Genomic DNA, 15,155 nt, shown 5'->3' on the forward strand with positions numbered 1-15,155 from the left:
TCGCTCGAGTCCAAACTGACGAGTCACTTTGACCCCACTGAGTCTTGAAAGATCAGCTCTTATGCTTGACCCATACTTCAATACATCTCCCTCGAGTATGATGCGGGTCTTCGGTGTTCTTCGAATGGCAGTGGCTTACTGCTCTCCCACTTGAACTCAGGCATACTTTTGTCATCTGCAAACGGCCTTTGCTTCAACCCTGACCTACGGCTTTTTCATACAGGCCTGGAAAACGGCCCTCGGGATCGCATTTCTGTTTTAGCTCCTGGTAGGCCTTCTGGTTGTATTCGGACCAGAAGGTTTCCTCGTCGTAGGTGCTGCTGGAATACAGGCTTTTCTTGCCGCCGTGTCTGGCCACCAGCGCCTCGACGCGGGCGTTGTAGTGGCCGTCCGGTTGGCGTGAACGCACCAGGTCCCAGAAACCAAAATTGATATAGGCCGTGTCGGTACGCAGTTCGAACAGCGAGAAACGCCCGTCGGGTACCACGAATGGGCAGATCCAGACCGGGCGGATGCCGATCTCGGCCTCGAAGTCGGCCAGGAATGCAGCGGCGTTGGCGATGGGGATGTCGACGTCCTGGATGACCGATTCGGTGCGCGGACGAACGTGTTGCAGCAGGCTCAGTGGAAAGCGACGACTGGCGCGCATGATCTTCTGGTAGGTGATGCTGGACAGGCGCTTTCGTCCCAGCAGCAGGCGCACGGGCTTGAGGTGGGCGCCGATGTTCTTGCTGCACCAGAACCAGTCGGTGTCCCAGCGCCACAGGTAGTCGTGAATGCTCAGATAATCTTCGCCACGTTCGCGCAGGCTCTTCCAGTACTGGCGCATCCAGGTGTAGTCACTGGCTTCAATGCCGGCAGGCAGCGACTCTACAAGGTATGCACGCGTGAGCACCCAATCATCGGGCGCGAAGTAGACGCCGTCGAGATAATCACAGCCCGGCTGTCCACATTCGGCCGCCATGGCCTCGAACAGGGCATCGGGGTCGCGGTAGCGCGTATGTTCCAGGCGCACCCAAGGCTGCACCGGAATCAAATCAACGCGAACGCGGGTGGCATAGCCCAGACTGCCATAGGAGTTCGGAAACCCAAAGAACAGGTCCGATTCCCTGTCGGGTGAACAGGTGAGGACACGGCCATCGGCGACCAGCACGTCCAGCTCCCGAACGGTGTCATGGACCAGCCCGTAGCGAAAAGCACTGGATTCGATGCCCAGGCCGGTCACCGCCCCGCCCACGGTGATGCTCTTCAACTCCGGCACGATGGCCGGCGCGAAGCCGTGCGGCAAGGTGGCGTCGACCAGGTCGACGTAGGTGGTCATGCCTTCGACTTCGGCCACCCCTGCCCCGCTGTCGACATCAATGACATGGTTGAGATGGGTCACGTCGAGTTCGGTGCGCTTCAACTCCGCGCGCGGGCGAAACAGGTTGCTGGTTCGCTTTCTCAAACGGACCGGTCCGGTGGATTCTGACAGGGCGTTGGCAACGGCCCTGACTCGTGCATGATGCGCGGACCAGGTGGCGCCATGAGATGAACGATCAGCCATCAGCGCACCGGCTCATAGCGAGACACATCGCCGAGGCTCAGGACCATCTGCCAAAGATTCAGACCACGGGCCCGGAAGGCGCCGGCGCAACTCAGCAGGTAATAGCGCCACATGCGGTAGAAGCGCTCGTCCAGCCCTTCCCTGTCAGACAGCTCCGGCCAGGCGGCACGAAAATTGGCCTCCCAGCCCCTGAGCGTGCGGTCATAGTCGGGTCCGAAGTTGTGCCAGTCTTCCAGCACGAAGCGGCCATCAAGGGCCGAGGCAAGCTGTGCGACGGAAGGAATCACGCCGTAGGGAAAAATGTACTTGCCGATCCACGGGTCCACATCGTTGCGACTGACATTGCCGCCAATGGTGTGTATCAGCGCCAGCCCGCCCGGCTTGAGCCGCTCTCTGGCCAGGTCGAAGAAGCCGCGGTAGTTCTTCGGCCCGACATGTTCCATCAGGCCAATGCTCACCACGCGATCGTACTGAACGGAATCGCCGGCCGCGTCGCGATAGTCCTGCTCACGGATTTGCACCGGCAGACCGTCGCAGAGCCCGCGCGCATACTCCACCTGGCGCCTGCTGATGTTGTAACTGACGACTTCGCAGTCATGCTCGGCGGCAAGATAGCGCGCCAGCTCACCGAAGCCGCCACCCAGCTCGAGCACCTTCATGCCCGGCTCCAGGTGCAGCTTGCGCGCAATCAGCGACAGCTTGGCCTGCTGCGCCTCGTCCAGCGTGGCCTTGCTGCCGTCGGGGCCATAGTAGGCACAGGTGTACTGCATGGTCGGCCCCAGCATGGCTTCGTAAAGCCGATTGGAAAGATCGTAATGCTGTTCGGCCACTTTCCGCGACCGGCGCCGGCTCTGGAGATTGCCCAGCCTGCTCAACAGCACCTGTCCGAGTACGGCCGGCGACCGCACTTTCCGATCCAGCCGCGCTTTCAAAAGCCGGCAGAAGAACTCGTCGAGCTCGTCGACATCCCACCAGCCGTCCATGTAAGCCTCGCCCGCGCCCAGCGAACCCTCGGCCATGATCCGATCGTAGAGACGCTCATCATGCACCTGGATGTCCCAGGGCCGTCCCCCGCCGACCTCGACGCCGGCGAACTCCAGTAAAGCAGTCACCTTTTCTCTTGCCGACACAGCCGAATCCTCGCTAGAAATCGTGTGTTCGGAACGGGACCTGCCGGGATGCCAGCCCGACAGACTTTCGGAAAGACTAAATCGCCAATAGTCACGCGGTCAAGACGTCAGGACTTCAATTCACCTGGCGCGGTCAGGGCGCGCTGCAACAGCTGGTCCATGGCTCGCCACTCTTCGGCGCTGACCAGTCCGTTCAACTGCTGTACCCCGACAAAGTGGGCGTACACCAGTTTCGCGACCAGTGCCGCTTGAGCGGAATCGCGCAGTTGCGCTGCAATCAGTCGGGTCAGAAAATCCACCCGCTCCTGGTCCACGGCCTCCAGGCGCACGGCCACGTCGTCGTCGTAACGAGCCCAGGCGCGGATGGCGTTCTCCGGGCCGGTATCTGCGCTGCGCACCAACTGCGATAGCGTAAAACTTTGCTTGTGAGAAGTTTCGATGGCTTCGACTGCCTCGATAATGCTGCGCGTGTTGCGTTGCCGCCAGTAATCCATCAACGCTTCCACGTAAGCCTCGCGGTGCGCGAAATGGTGATAGAAAGATCCCTTGGTGACCTTCAGGTGGGCACAGAGCCGATCCACTTTCAGATGTTCCGGCCCCAGGCGAGCCAGGACGGTCAGCCCCCGCTCCAGCCAGTCGTCCCGCGACAGGGTCACCGCGCCGGCTCTGACTTGCGTCCACCCAGCAGGATCAACAAACCCTGTGCGATCACCAGCCAGGCACCGGAGGCCGGCAGCACCATGGCCACCAGGACACCATTGGCCAGCAGTCCCCAGCCGATCTGGGCCGGCAGCGGACGGCCGGTGTGATTCAACCACTGCTGCATCAGGTGACCCAGCATCATCCAGAAAAAGCCCAGAACCAGAAACCACAGCATGGCACTGCGGGCAAAATCCATTTCACCACCGGTCTGGATGCTGTTCCACCAGCCATCGGCATGAATACCGGCGATGATGCCCCAGCCCGTCACCAATCCAATGGTGTTGTGAATGATGCCGGTCGCCAGAAGATACCAGCCGCTGTACTTGGCCAATGAAATCACGTATCCAATCCTTCGAGTTCACAAGAAACAATACCATACGGTATGGTATTCTCCAGTGCCCGTCAAGAAATACGAAACCGACAAAGGACTGAAGAAAAGACCGTGAAGCCCTGGCGCTCAGCCCACATGATGATCCTCCCTGCCATGCTGGCACTTGTGCTGGCCTGGGGAGCATCGTTTCCAGACACCCTGATGGCAAGCGCCCAGGTTCACGGCCAGACCACGCCAATCCAGCCCCCACACGCCGGCGCGAAAGTCGTCATTGGCACCGGGAGCGATCATCCAGACACACCTCCACAGCAATCCGGACCCCGGGAACCCATGCACGAATTCAAGACGGTCAGACCCCCGAAAGAACCAAACCCACTGAACCAACTACTGCCACTGGCGTTCCTGCTGCTGATCGTCGCACTGGCCTTCTGGCTGGCTGAATGGCAGGTCGTCACCGCTTTTCTGGTCGCAGTGCTGGCCCTCCCGTTCTTGCTCATTATGGGAATCCATCTGTCCGAGATGTACTTCAATGACGCCTCACTCGATCTCGAGGGCGTTTTCGGAATTTCCCTGGTTCTTTCCCTGGTCGGCTTGCCCATCTATCTGATTGGTCTGCTGCCCCTCTACTACCTACTCCAGTACACCCCGGCCCCGCTAACGGTCAGCTTCCCCATTGCCGTAACCGGCCTGATGCTTATTCTGCTGGCTTTCCTGATGGAACGAGACTGGTCATGGAGCGCGGCGGGCGTGGTGGTCGCCTGCAGCCTTGTCCACGCCTGGGTCATCCTGTACCTCGCGGAGAAGCTCAAGAGTCCGTGAACTGTTGGGGAATGATTCGATGCCTGTTCCGGATTCGCCTGTTCCCGCACAGTGCGCTGCCTCTAATTCACTGACCGAGGCTGATGTCCGGCTGAACGGGAATCAGACTCTATGGGAACTTGCCAGCGTTCGAGCCCCTCGATGTGGCGGCTGAGCGTGGCGCCTGACAGCTCGCCAACGTGCTGGCGTCTGAGCCGACCGGAGGCGTCGTAGAACAGCGTCGTGGGCAGTGCACGCACACCCGCCAGCGGTGAGAAGAGGTTGTCACGATCGAGCAACACATAATCGAGTTCCAGTCCCTGGGTGTGCAGGAAATAGTCCACCGAGGCGTGGTCCTCGCCCTGATTGAGCAGGACAATGGCAATGTCGGAATGCGCACGCTGCGCTTCTTCGAGGACCGGCATTTCGCGTCGACAGGGTGGGCACCACGTAGCCCAGACGTTTAGGACCAGCGGGCGGCCCTGTTCCGGACCCAGGGCCGCCAGGCTGACCGGTTCGCCGGCCAGGCTCATCGCATTGATTTCCGGTAGCCGTTCCACTTCGCCTGTTACCAAAATCGCGATGCCCACGGCCGAGCCCCACGCGAGCAGCCCCGTGCTGCCGGCCATCAGCACTGGCAAAAGCTGCCTGCGCTCGCGCCACGCCATCCAGGCCAGCACCATGGCGGCGGCCACGAGGCCGCCCAAGGGATCAAAGCCCCGGTCGCGGATGTCGATCATGTCAAGCGGGCCGCCAAAGCTGCCCCAGTAACGCAGCACGAATACGACTCGGGCGGCGACCAGGCTGACGAACATCAGGTTGAACAAGGCGTTGTTGACCGGTAGCTCACGGCGACGACCCAACCAGGCTCCGGCAGCCAGCGCGAGGCTGGCCGCAACCAGGAACAGCAGGGTGCCGAGGCTGAAACCCAGCGGACCAATGGAGATGCCTTGGTCAAGGATATGCATTGATTCTGCTCACTTTCCCGATAGAACGAGACGGTTCATGGAGCCTGGCCGGGTTGTGGACGCCTGCAGATTTGCCCATGCCAGGATGATCCTGTGTCTCGCTGAGAAGCTGATTAGTGACCGCATTATTAACCCGGCACGAATGTAGATCGCATTCAGCCGCAGTGTGCGCTTCGGCAGCAAGGCAGCGAAACGCCGCTGTAGCACTCCTACAGCAAGTTTCGATAACGCAGTCTGCCGAAGCGCACACTGCGGCCTGACTTTTTAGAATCAGATAGTTAGGGGCTTCAATCAGGGCCCGACTCTGCGTTCTCGCTCTTGCCAAGGGAATCACCCTTGGCGGCGAGCGACGCCTTGATTCGGGCCCTGATTGAAGCCCTGAATGTGATCTACATTCGTGCCGGGTTAATAGTAAGATTGAGGGTTGTAGAGGGCCGCACTGTCAGAAACTCAGCGAAAGCCCTGCAAACACGCGATCGTTATCTCGGTATGGCCATAGCATGGCCTCTTCCGAGCCGGCGCCATACCGAATGAATCCGGCAAAGACCCCCAGCTCATCGCGTACTGCATAATCGAGTCTCATCCGGATCATTGAACCCGAACCCGATGTCCAGTACTGGTAGGCGAGACTCGCCACAAGATCGTCATTGAGCATCTCGTACTCGATACTTGCTGCTGCCCTGATGTTTGAGGCGCCTTCTGATCCGGATGCACCGGATGGGCTGATGCGCGAGCCCAGCAGTTCAATATCCAGGGTCAGGTTCGAGATGCCGGTATAGCGTCCACCCACCATCAGCTCATGGGCCTGCCCGTCGCGAACGGCATGATGGCTGGCATCATCACTGAATGCATACTCCGATTTCAGGAGCCAGTCGCCAAATACCCGATTGACACTGGCGCCCAGAATGGTAGCCCGTGAATAGTCCAGTACCAGCCGGCCTTCTGGCTGATGGGCCGGCACGGCGAGCCGGCTGTGCAGGCGGGAAGCGAACAGCCCGATGTCTCCCCACGGGCGAGACCAGAACAGTCGGGCGGCCAGATCGGGATTCGAGAGACTGATATCGGGCCGTTCTTTGTCAATCTGATCGGGGTGAAATTGACTGGGGTGAAATTGACCGGGATGAAGTGGATCGGGTAGCCCACGCTGCCCGATATAGGGATCGAAATCACCGTGCGGTTCATCGTAGCGATTGGACCGGAACTCATGCAGAACGACCACATCAAGCCCGCTACGGGCCTGGTAGTGGCTGAGTCGTGTTGCCGCCACGGGCACCAGGGTCTCGCGCAACTCGGCCAGTCCGAACACGCGCTCATCCACCGGATTGATCCGATCGGCCAACTGAAAGAAGGAAGACTCGCCCAGGGAAACCCGCTGCCGCCCGGTCTTGATATTCAACGAAGGCGTGATGCCCCACTCGACATAGCTCTGATCCACTTCCAGACGGGTGGTGTCCTGCAACTCGGCATCATGACTGGCCCGAGCGGCAAGCTGAACGCTCACATCGCTGCTCGGGCGATACCTCGCCTCCAGTTGCAGATCGTGACGACGTGAAGCCATTCCCGCCCCATCCCGACGAAACGGGAAGGCATCGGGGGGATCGGCCAGCGCATAGTGAAAGCGCTGTGTGAGCCTGCCCGAAAAGCCCCAGATCCGGCTGGACTCCGAGTCGGATCGGGCCGGCTCGGCCTCGATTTTCTCGAAGAAGTCCTGGGCTGACACCGTACCGGCCCAGAACAACAGCAGCACGGGCAGGCCGAGTCGATAGCGTCTCATTCAGCCGCCCGCTCCAACCCATGGGTTGTGAACGCGTTGTCGGGGATATCGAGATTGATGGTGGCATCACCACGCAGAATCACGGTGGAATGGACCCGGCTGTCGTTGCGGGTCATGACCATCTGCTCTCTGGCCGACAGCCACACACCATCGATTATTTCGAAGTCGAACTGGCTGTAGTATTTGATCCATCCTTCGTTCTTCATCCAGTACTTCGCCCGGACCACCACGTCTTTTTCCGTATCCACCCAGTACTGGATTCTCTGATAGCCGTACTTGTCCACTATGTCTCTGTCGCGGGGAACGGCAATGACCACCATCTCATCATCGTTGCCGGCCTCCCGGTCCACTTCGTAGTCGAAATCCTCGACCTCCAGGCCTTCCAGATCGCCATAGGTGAAGTCCGTGCCGAGAAAATAGTCCGCGCGGTTGGCGGTGGTCAGTCGCGTCACCCGGCCCAGGTCAGGCAGGTAGAGCCAGGACTCGTTATCGCGCGCCGGGTCGTCCCAGTCATAGGTCAGAATGCCGATGCCGCGCAGTCGCGACGGTGCGGTGACATAGGTCAGCGTGCGCTCGTCATCACCAAACATCTTTCCCAGCATTCTCAGACTGCGACGCCTTTCCCTGCCCCGGTCGTCGGTCAGCAGCAGATCGACCTCCATGGACCAGGTCTCCCCGCGATAGCGGTTATCGACATCGGTCATGATGCGTCGGCCCTCGTCATCTTCAGCATGAGCGGGCAAGCTGAACACAAGGCCCGTCGCAATCAGCGGAGCCATCAGGGCCATCAGGATCATTGTTCTTGCGGTCAACATGAGGTTCCTCGATGAGTTGTACTGTCAGAATCTGGATCTACCCGCACGAATCGACATCAGTGCAGGAATGACGAAGAGGTCGAACAACAGGGCCAGCACAATGGTGAAGGCCAGCAAGACCCCGAAACTCTGAAGCGCCGACATCATCGACAGGGAAAACAGGGAAAAGCCGCCGGCAAGAACCAGGGTGGTCATCAGCAGCAAGGGCGCGATCACCCGGACTGTTTCATTCACGGCACGCTCCAGCGAGAGGTTTTCCTGCACCATTCGATTGCGGACGCCGTTGATCAGATGGACGGTATCGTCCACCGCCAGTCCGAGCGCGATGCCCCCCAGCAGCACGGTAATCAGATTGATGTCCATGCCGGTGTAGCCCATGACCGCCAGCGCCAGGTAGATCACGATGAAGTTGGGAATGATGGCCAGCACACCGAGGCTGATGGAGCGCCAGAGCACGATCAGCATCAGCGTGATGCTGATGGCGGCAAACAGATAGCTGTCGCTCATGCTTTCTATCAGATCGATCGTGCCCGTCGCCACCAGGTCCACGGTGCCGGTGACGGTCACCTCCCCATAATCGGAGAAAATCTCCGTGGCCATCGTTTCAATCGTCTCGCGCAGGGGCACCATGTCGCGCCCGTCGGCATAAGCCAGCCGCAGCGTGATTCTGGCAGTGGAATAGTCCCGGTCGACCAACCGGGTGATTTCCCTGGGGCCGGCGCTTTCATAAAGAACAAACTGTTGATGGATCAGGTTCTGGCTGGTCGGAAGGGTCTGATTCGAACCCATGTCGGCCAACTGCGAGTGAATTCTCTCCAGCACATCCACAATCGAGGTGGCACGCCCAACCTTCACCCCGGGCGATTCGATCGATTCGGCCTGGTCCTGAAACTGCCTGAGTGCGGACATGAACTCAGGCGTCAGAATGCCGTCTTCGCGCTGCGTGTCGACAATCACTTCCAGGGGCACGGTCGCCTGGATCCGCTCGTCGATGGCCAGCGTGTCGACCCTGATCGGTGTGTCTTCCGGAAACCAGTTGAGAACGTCGTAGGAGAACTCGACTTTCATCACCCCGGGCAGTGCCCCGACGATCAGCACCACGACAACGGCCATGACCTTCAGGGGATGCCTCACCCCGATGCCGGCAAACCGCCGCATCCATCGTGTCGCCCCCGGCCACAGTGTACGGGTGGCCTGATCCGATGCCGAGATGCGACCGGGCAGCAGGCGGATCAGCGCGGGCATCAGCATCAGCGTATAGACGAACACCAGCATGATGCCGAAGGCCGCGATCCAGCCGAAATCCGCAATCGGCTTCATGCGCGCCACGGTGAAGGCGAGAAATCCGGCTGCCGTGGTCAGGCTGGTGAACAGCACCGCCATGCCACTATGGGCAACGGAGTTCATGATGGCTTCGCGCGTGTCGACGCCGTTTCGCCTTTCGACATAAAACAACCCGAACAGGTGCACGGCATCGAGTACGCCGGCCATGAGCAGCAGTGCCGGCAGGGCCTGAGTGACCGGGGTGAACGGCAGGCCGGCCCATCCCATCAGACCCAGCGTGCTGGTCACCGCCAGAGCAATGACGGCCACCGGAATAGCCACCGCGGTTACCCGCCTGAACAGCACGTACAGAGCCAGGGCAATGGTCAGGAATGCCGCGGACATGAGAATGCCGACATCGTGATGGATCGCGTCGTGATACAATTTGTCCAGCAATGGCCCGCCTGCCGCCTTCACCTGCAGGCCCTGTTCCTTGTGCTCGGCCACGATCGCCTGGATCGTGCCGGCGAATTCGTTGAGCTGGACACTGTTCAGCCCCCGCTGTCCGGCACCATGACTGGGCGCCTCCTCGAGCACAGTCGACTCGGGACTAAAAAAGTCCCGTGGCTCCGAACGGGAAGAATCCTCGGTGGGCTGGACCAGCGCGCGCACCACGAGCAACACCATCGAGCCGTCACTCGACACCAGCGTATCCCGATACAGGGAAGCGGAGACAATCTCGTTCCACCGTGCGGCATCCAGCCGACCTTCTCTCGGCCACAGCTCACCGACATCGCCGACATGCAGGCTCTCGCCCTCGCCGGAGGCCATCCAATCGGCATTGACCAGGCTGGTGACATCATCCAGCCAGGGCACCCGATCTTCCAGATCGCGATGCAATTGCTCCAGCGTGGCCATGAAGTCGGCTGAAGCGGCCTTATCGGTGGTCACTGCCACCATCACCAGGTCATTACGACCGAACTGCTGCTGGAACGCCCGGTAGGCCTGCAATGTCGGATCATGGCGCTGAAACAGGGCTTCGTTACTGGAATCCATCTCCAATCGCACCAGCCCCATGCCCATGGCAAGCGACAGCCCCAGCACCAGGATCAGCGTGGAGACAGGATGGTCATGGGCCCAGATGGCCGTGGTGGGCAACCAGCGTTTCACGGTCATGGATTGGCGTCATCAGCACTCGGGATGGGTGAATCAGACTACCGAGGCCTCACCGGTAAAGATTGATATCGTGCGGCCGAAAATTGATAATTCACGAACCTGACATCACGAACCCGATACCCCGAACCCGATGGAACCCACATGACTGGCAAACCGGCCACAGACCCGGCGATCTCCACCCGACCCGACGACTTAGAGGCAGCCTATCGCCGTTCCGCCCTGCAGATCATCAGCGCCTATCACCACTTTGTGCGACACGGTACACAGCCCCCCGGAGAGCTACACCCGAGCCGCGACGTCGGGCACTCGGAGATCAATGCAGCCGGTATCTGGAAACACGCACTTGAAATCGGCCAGGACGAGCACCTCGGTCTTCGGGCGGGCGTGGCGCTGGCGCAGCACATCAGCAGCGACTTCCTGGCCACCGTGGCAGTTAACAGCATGAGTGTGGGCGAGGCGCTGGAGAATCTGTGCCGGTACCACGCCCTGTATTCCAGCCCCCCTCACCCCGAATTCGAGAAGCTTGGTGATGGCGCACGGGTCACCCTGCAGATGCCGGCCGGAGAGCCAGGCGGGGAATCAGACGGAGAGATCGACAGGGATGTCCATCGACACATGAGCGAATCTCTGTTCGCGGCCATCGTCACGACACTTTCGACCGTCTGCAGGCAAGGGGTATATCCAACCCGGGTCCGGTTTTCCTGGCCCGCGCCGGACGATACCGCTCGCCATCAGGCTATCTTCAGGGCAACGCCGCAATTCGCCGCAAACGACTGCTCGATGGCATTCTCCGCCAGCACACTCAAGACCACCATTCCATTCGCCGACCCTTCCCTGCTGTCCACACTGACCGGCCATGCCGACCGCCGGCTGGATGCCGTTCGACAAAACGAATCGTGGGGGGATCGGGTCCGGTCAGTGGTATCCCAAAGCGCACCGTCCGTCGACATCCGGGCCGTTGCCGCCAGCCTTTGCATTGGCCCGAGAACCCTTCAGCAAAGACTGCAATCCGAAGGCACCACGTTCCAGAACATCATTCGCGACGTCAAGCTGACAATGGCCAGGCAATTGATGACCGACGGTGCTCTGCCGTTGGCGGAGATTGCCCTGCTGTTGGGTTATTCAGAGCAAAGCGCATTCAATCACGCTTTCAAGCGGTGGACTGGTTTAACGCCGAAGCAATATCGTAATCGTCAGCAATGACGCATTGACTGGGCTTGAGTGGAACCTCCACGTGCGAGATCCCGGATATCGCCTGCGGCGATTCCGGGACGACCTGTGGGGAGTTGCTCCTCGTGGCTCCGTATGCCTCCTGCGACCATTCCGGGACGACGGGCCGGCAATACAGTTTGGAGAGAGTTGAATGGCTATTCAGGATCCTGCGCCTGCTTTTTGGCCTTAATTCATGGATAATCCTGTAAGCCAGCAAAGGATGAGCTACTCGACTAAGGAAATCAGGCATGGAGATCTTTCTTTCCAAGTTCATTCCGCTGTTTCTCTACCCCATGGGGGTACTGAGCAGCGTGCTGGTTCTTGCTGCCGTACTACTATTCCTTGGGCGGGTTAGAGCTGCCCGAGCTGTGGTGATTGTTGCGCTGGTGATTGCTTTTGGTGCAGGCAACAGTTGCGTGTCTCACAGCCTGGTGCGGAGCCTGGAGAGGGAGTACGAGTCGCTGCCGGTTGAGGTTGTTGACAAGGCGGATGTGATGATCGTTCTGGGTGGCGGCCTGGGCTTGCCCTACCCACCTAGAGAATATGCACGCCTCTCCACCGGATCTGACCGCCTGCTACATGCGTTGCGTCTGTACCAGGCCGGCAAGGCTGAACACATTCTGCTGACCGGGGGCAATGTGTTTCCCCAGCCGGGGCTGGAGGCCGAATCCTGGTATGCGCGGGAACTTCTGATGCTCTGGGGCGTGCCGGACTCAGCCATCCACGTGGAGGCTGACAGCCGCAACACCCTGCAGAATGCACGGTTCAGTGCCAATACAATGTCCGAGCAAGGCTGGGAACGTGCCATTCTGGTGACCTCGGCCACGCACATGCATCGCGCGGTTCTCACTTTCCGAAGTGTTGATATTGACGTGGTGCCGGTCGCGACAGACTTCATTGCCACCGAGGGACATGACCCGGCAATCCTTGGCTGGGTACCCACTGCCGAGGCCATGGTGGGAACCACACATGCCCTGCGTGAATACCTGGGACGACTTTGGTACCGAGTGAGGCTTTCATAGCCGGGTCGATTTGATCAGCTTCATGCCAACACAGGCCGGGCCTGTGAAGGTAAACCCGTACTTTCGATACAAGTGATGAGCTTCCCCGTCAGCCAGCAAGCTGACAAACCCGGATTCTGGAACCTCTCTGTCGATATAGTCGGCAATCGCCGCTATGATCGACTTTCCCAGGCCATGTCCCTGGTGTTCAGGAAGTATCGCGATGTCTACGACCTGAAAGAATGTGCCACCATCACCGATCACGCGGCCCATGCCAACCGGCTCACCCCTGAAAAGCACCTGAACCGCAAACAAGGTATTGGGCAGTCCACGCTCGGCTGCCTCCGCGCTCATGGGGCTCAGCCCCGTGGCCTGGCGGAGATGTCTATAGGTCTCAGTGCTCGGTGTCGATTGGATCAGTTCGTATTCACTCATGTTCAGTCAATTGGTGTGCTGGAGGAGCGCGCTAGCACTCCTGCGAATACCTCACGGTCTACATTGCCTCCGGAAAGCACCAGTGCGACTTTTCGGCCGGCATTTCTTTCACATTCCTGCATGGCGGCGGCAGTAGCGGCAGCTCCCGCGCCTTCGCTTACATTGTGTGTACACTCGAACAGAAGCCGCATGGCTGCTGCCACTTCGTCATCGGTCACCGTGACCACGCGATGAACACCCCGCCAGATTACTTCAAGGGCGTCCGGATCGGGGACACGGCAGGCCATGCCGTCGGCAAGTCTTGTTTCTGCATCTGATTCGATAGCTGTGCCGGAGGCAAACGATTCGGCATAGGCTCGGGCATGGGCGGACACCACGCCGACGATCTCCGTGCGCAATCCAAGCGCATCGCGTGCAGCCACCATTGCACAGATTCCCGATCCGAGACCGATAGGCACATAAATGACATCAATGTCTCGGACCGTCTGCATCAGTTCGTAGGCATAGGTCGCCACGCCGGCCACCAGTAGCGGGTGGAAGGAACCCATCATGTGAAGGCCCCGATCGCGGGCAATCTTTGCTGCCTGCTCGCGAGCCGACTGGAAGTCTTCTCCGTGCTCGATCAGCTCGACGCCCAGGGCGCGCATGGCAGCATTCTTCTCCACGCTGTTGCCGTGAGGGGCAAGCACGGTGGCTGGAACGCCGTAATGCCGTGCAGCGAACCCCAGAGATTGACCATGGTTGCCACGAGTCGCGCTGACGACCCCGTGCCTGAGTTCATCGGTCTTTGCAAAGTGGGCAAAGTAAACCAGCCCGCCACGAATCTTGAAAGCGCCCACCGGAGTGTGATTCTCGTGTTTAACCCACACTTCGGTTCCAAGACGCTCGCAAAGCAGTGGCCAGCAGTACTGGGGTGTTGGCGGCATATGGGAGTAAACGATCTCCGTTGCCGCCTGGATCTCCTCTATGCCCGGATTCATGAACAAAGACCCGTCAGGTCCGCTCGATGCGACCGTCGATCCGGCCGTTCACGACCAGGTTCACGCGCTCGTCAATGCGCAGGTTGCCGAGCACATGCGAGTCGGCGTCGACTTCAACGGTTGGCAAGTCTTCAGTGTAGTCCTCGGGCAGAGTGATGACGATATCACCGCGAACCTCGCTGCCTCCAAGAATGCGGACACTACCGGCTTCCGGGTAAGTGCGGGCGGAGCCCAGGCCGAAAAAACCACCGCGGCGCCCGCTATGATCAATGGTGATCTCGATAGTGACATCACCGTCCACCCGGCTGTTGTCGCGCACGATCATGTCGCCACTCAGGGTTTGCAAGCTGGTGACATGAGCACCTTGTAGCTCTATATCACCATTGCGGGTGCTGACGGGACCACTGACTTCGCTCCCGGACTTGATGTGGATGCGCCCATTGCGGGTCCTCACTTCTTCGGTGACCCGCACATTGGAATCGACTGAAATGCTGCCATTTCGGGTTCGCACTCCGTTGTCGATGATGCTGTCACGACCGATCGAAAGGCTGCCATTGCGCGTGCCAAGACGCTCGGCATGCGTACCGTCGCCGATGGAAATTGAGCCGTTGCGGGTACTGATCCGACCGAATTGGCCGTCACGGCCAGTGCGCACCCCACCGTTGCGGGTGGAAATATCGCTGGCAACCACCTGATCACCCAGGGAGACGCTGCCATTCCGGCTTCGCACATCGCCATCGATGCGGGCGCCATCGTCAATGGAGATCGCACTGTTTCGGGTCTCCACCGTGCCCTCGTGGTGAGCGCCCGCGGAGATATTGATGCGCTCGGATGCCTGAAGCGGCAGCGCCAGGCTCATGGACACGACAAGTGCCACCAAAAGCCCGGTAGACCCCCTGAGAATGTTCTTGATGCCTTGCATGCTTACCTCCTGGAACAACGGTTGATCGATCGTGACAACCATTACACCATTATTGCAAGCCCCACGCATGTGCCGCAGGTCACCCATGGCCACCGGCACCGG

The 15,155-nt window shown here is 59.8% G+C and carries 14 protein-coding genes; 3 read left to right on the forward strand and 11 right to left on the reverse strand.

What is annotated here, in order from left to right; translation table 11 throughout:
- Positions 1–193: 193 nt before the first annotated feature.
- From IC757_RS08070 to IC757_RS08085, 4 genes are all read right to left on the reverse strand, one after another.
- Positions 194–1,546: an FAD-binding oxidoreductase gene (locus IC757_RS08070; protein ID WP_190976812.1), complete on the reverse strand. Its 1,353-nt coding sequence runs from the start codon at positions 1,544–1,546 to the stop codon at positions 194–196.
- Entirely contained in the window at positions 1,546–2,676 is a 1,131-nt protein-coding gene (gene cfa / locus IC757_RS08075; RefSeq protein ID WP_190976813.1) for a cyclopropane fatty acyl phospholipid synthase, read from the reverse strand. The genes IC757_RS08070 and cfa overlap by 1 nt, the downstream gene beginning before the upstream one ends.
- Positions 2,677–2,783: 107 nt before the next feature.
- Positions 2,784–3,332, reverse strand: a complete 549-nt coding sequence (locus IC757_RS08080) for a TetR/AcrR family transcriptional regulator (RefSeq protein WP_190976814.1) — start codon at positions 3,330–3,332, stop codon at positions 2,784–2,786.
- On the reverse strand, positions 3,329–3,718 hold the full coding sequence (locus IC757_RS08085) for a DUF6463 family protein (RefSeq protein WP_223846313.1): 390 nt from the start codon (positions 3,716–3,718) through the stop codon (positions 3,329–3,331). Before IC757_RS08085 ends, IC757_RS08080 begins: the two co-directional genes overlap by 4 nt.
- Positions 3,719–4,039: 321 nt before the next feature.
- Here IC757_RS08085 and IC757_RS08090 point away from each other — a divergent pair, with 321 nt between their 5' ends.
- Positions 4,040–4,528 (forward strand): hypothetical protein, encoded by a 489-nt coding sequence (locus tag IC757_RS08090; RefSeq protein ID WP_223846314.1) that lies wholly within the window; start codon positions 4,040–4,042, stop codon positions 4,526–4,528.
- Between the two features lie 62 nt (positions 4,529–4,590).
- Here IC757_RS08090 and IC757_RS08095 read toward each other — a convergent pair whose 3' ends face one another.
- The 4 genes from IC757_RS08095 to IC757_RS08110 form a co-directional block, all read right to left on the reverse strand.
- The gene (locus tag IC757_RS08095) at positions 4,591–5,475 is read right to left on the reverse strand and encodes a TlpA family protein disulfide reductase (protein WP_190976816.1); all 885 of its coding nucleotides are present in this window, start codon (positions 5,473–5,475) and stop codon (positions 4,591–4,593) included.
- A gap of 442 nt (positions 5,476–5,917) precedes the next feature.
- Positions 5,918–7,249: a DUF1302 family protein gene (locus tag IC757_RS08100; protein ID WP_190976817.1), complete on the reverse strand. Its 1,332-nt coding sequence runs from the start codon at positions 7,247–7,249 to the stop codon at positions 5,918–5,920.
- The gene (locus tag IC757_RS08105; protein ID WP_190976818.1) at positions 7,246–8,064 is read right to left on the reverse strand and encodes an outer membrane lipoprotein-sorting protein; all 819 of its coding nucleotides are present in this window, start codon (positions 8,062–8,064) and stop codon (positions 7,246–7,248) included. The genes IC757_RS08100 and IC757_RS08105 overlap by 4 nt, the downstream gene beginning before the upstream one ends.
- A gap of 24 nt (positions 8,065–8,088) precedes the next feature.
- Positions 8,089–10,503: an efflux RND transporter permease subunit gene (locus IC757_RS08110; RefSeq protein WP_190976819.1), complete on the reverse strand. Its 2,415-nt coding sequence runs from the start codon at positions 10,501–10,503 to the stop codon at positions 8,089–8,091.
- 141 nt (positions 10,504–10,644) lie between these two features.
- On the opposite strand from IC757_RS08110, the gene IC757_RS08115 reads away from it, so the two are divergent.
- Together IC757_RS08115 and IC757_RS08120 are read left to right on the forward strand one after the other, a co-directional pair.
- Positions 10,645–11,706, forward strand: coding sequence for an AraC family transcriptional regulator (locus IC757_RS08115; RefSeq protein ID WP_190976820.1), 1,062 nt, complete (start codon positions 10,645–10,647; stop codon positions 11,704–11,706).
- A 257-nt stretch (positions 11,707–11,963) separates the two neighbouring features.
- Positions 11,964–12,737 carry a YdcF family protein gene (locus tag IC757_RS08120; protein WP_190976821.1) on the forward strand — a complete coding sequence of 258 codons (774 nt, stop codon included), beginning with the start codon at positions 11,964–11,966 and terminating at the stop codon, positions 12,735–12,737.
- Here the strand turns inward: IC757_RS08120 and IC757_RS08125 are convergent.
- Genes IC757_RS08125 through IC757_RS08135 form a run of 3 tightly spaced genes read right to left on the reverse strand, consistent with a single transcriptional unit; the run spans position 12,732 to position 15,053 of the window.
- Positions 12,732–13,151 (reverse strand): GNAT family N-acetyltransferase, encoded by a 420-nt coding sequence (locus tag IC757_RS08125; RefSeq protein WP_190976822.1) that lies wholly within the window; start codon positions 13,149–13,151, stop codon positions 12,732–12,734. The genes IC757_RS08120 and IC757_RS08125 overlap by 6 nt on opposite strands.
- 2 nt (positions 13,152–13,153) lie before the next feature.
- Positions 13,154–14,131 (reverse strand): threonine dehydratase, encoded by a 978-nt coding sequence (locus IC757_RS08130; protein ID WP_190976823.1) that lies wholly within the window; start codon positions 14,129–14,131, stop codon positions 13,154–13,156.
- Positions 14,132–14,144: 13 nt separating this feature from the next.
- The gene (locus IC757_RS08135) at positions 14,145–15,053 is read right to left on the reverse strand and encodes a hypothetical protein (protein ID WP_190976824.1); all 909 of its coding nucleotides are present in this window, start codon (positions 15,051–15,053) and stop codon (positions 14,145–14,147) included.
- Positions 15,054–15,155: the final 102 nt, after the last annotated feature.

The organism is Wenzhouxiangella sp. AB-CW3 (assembly GCF_014725735.1).
In the GTDB taxonomy this organism is placed as follows: Bacteria; Pseudomonadota; Gammaproteobacteria; order Xanthomonadales; family Wenzhouxiangellaceae; genus Wenzhouxiangella.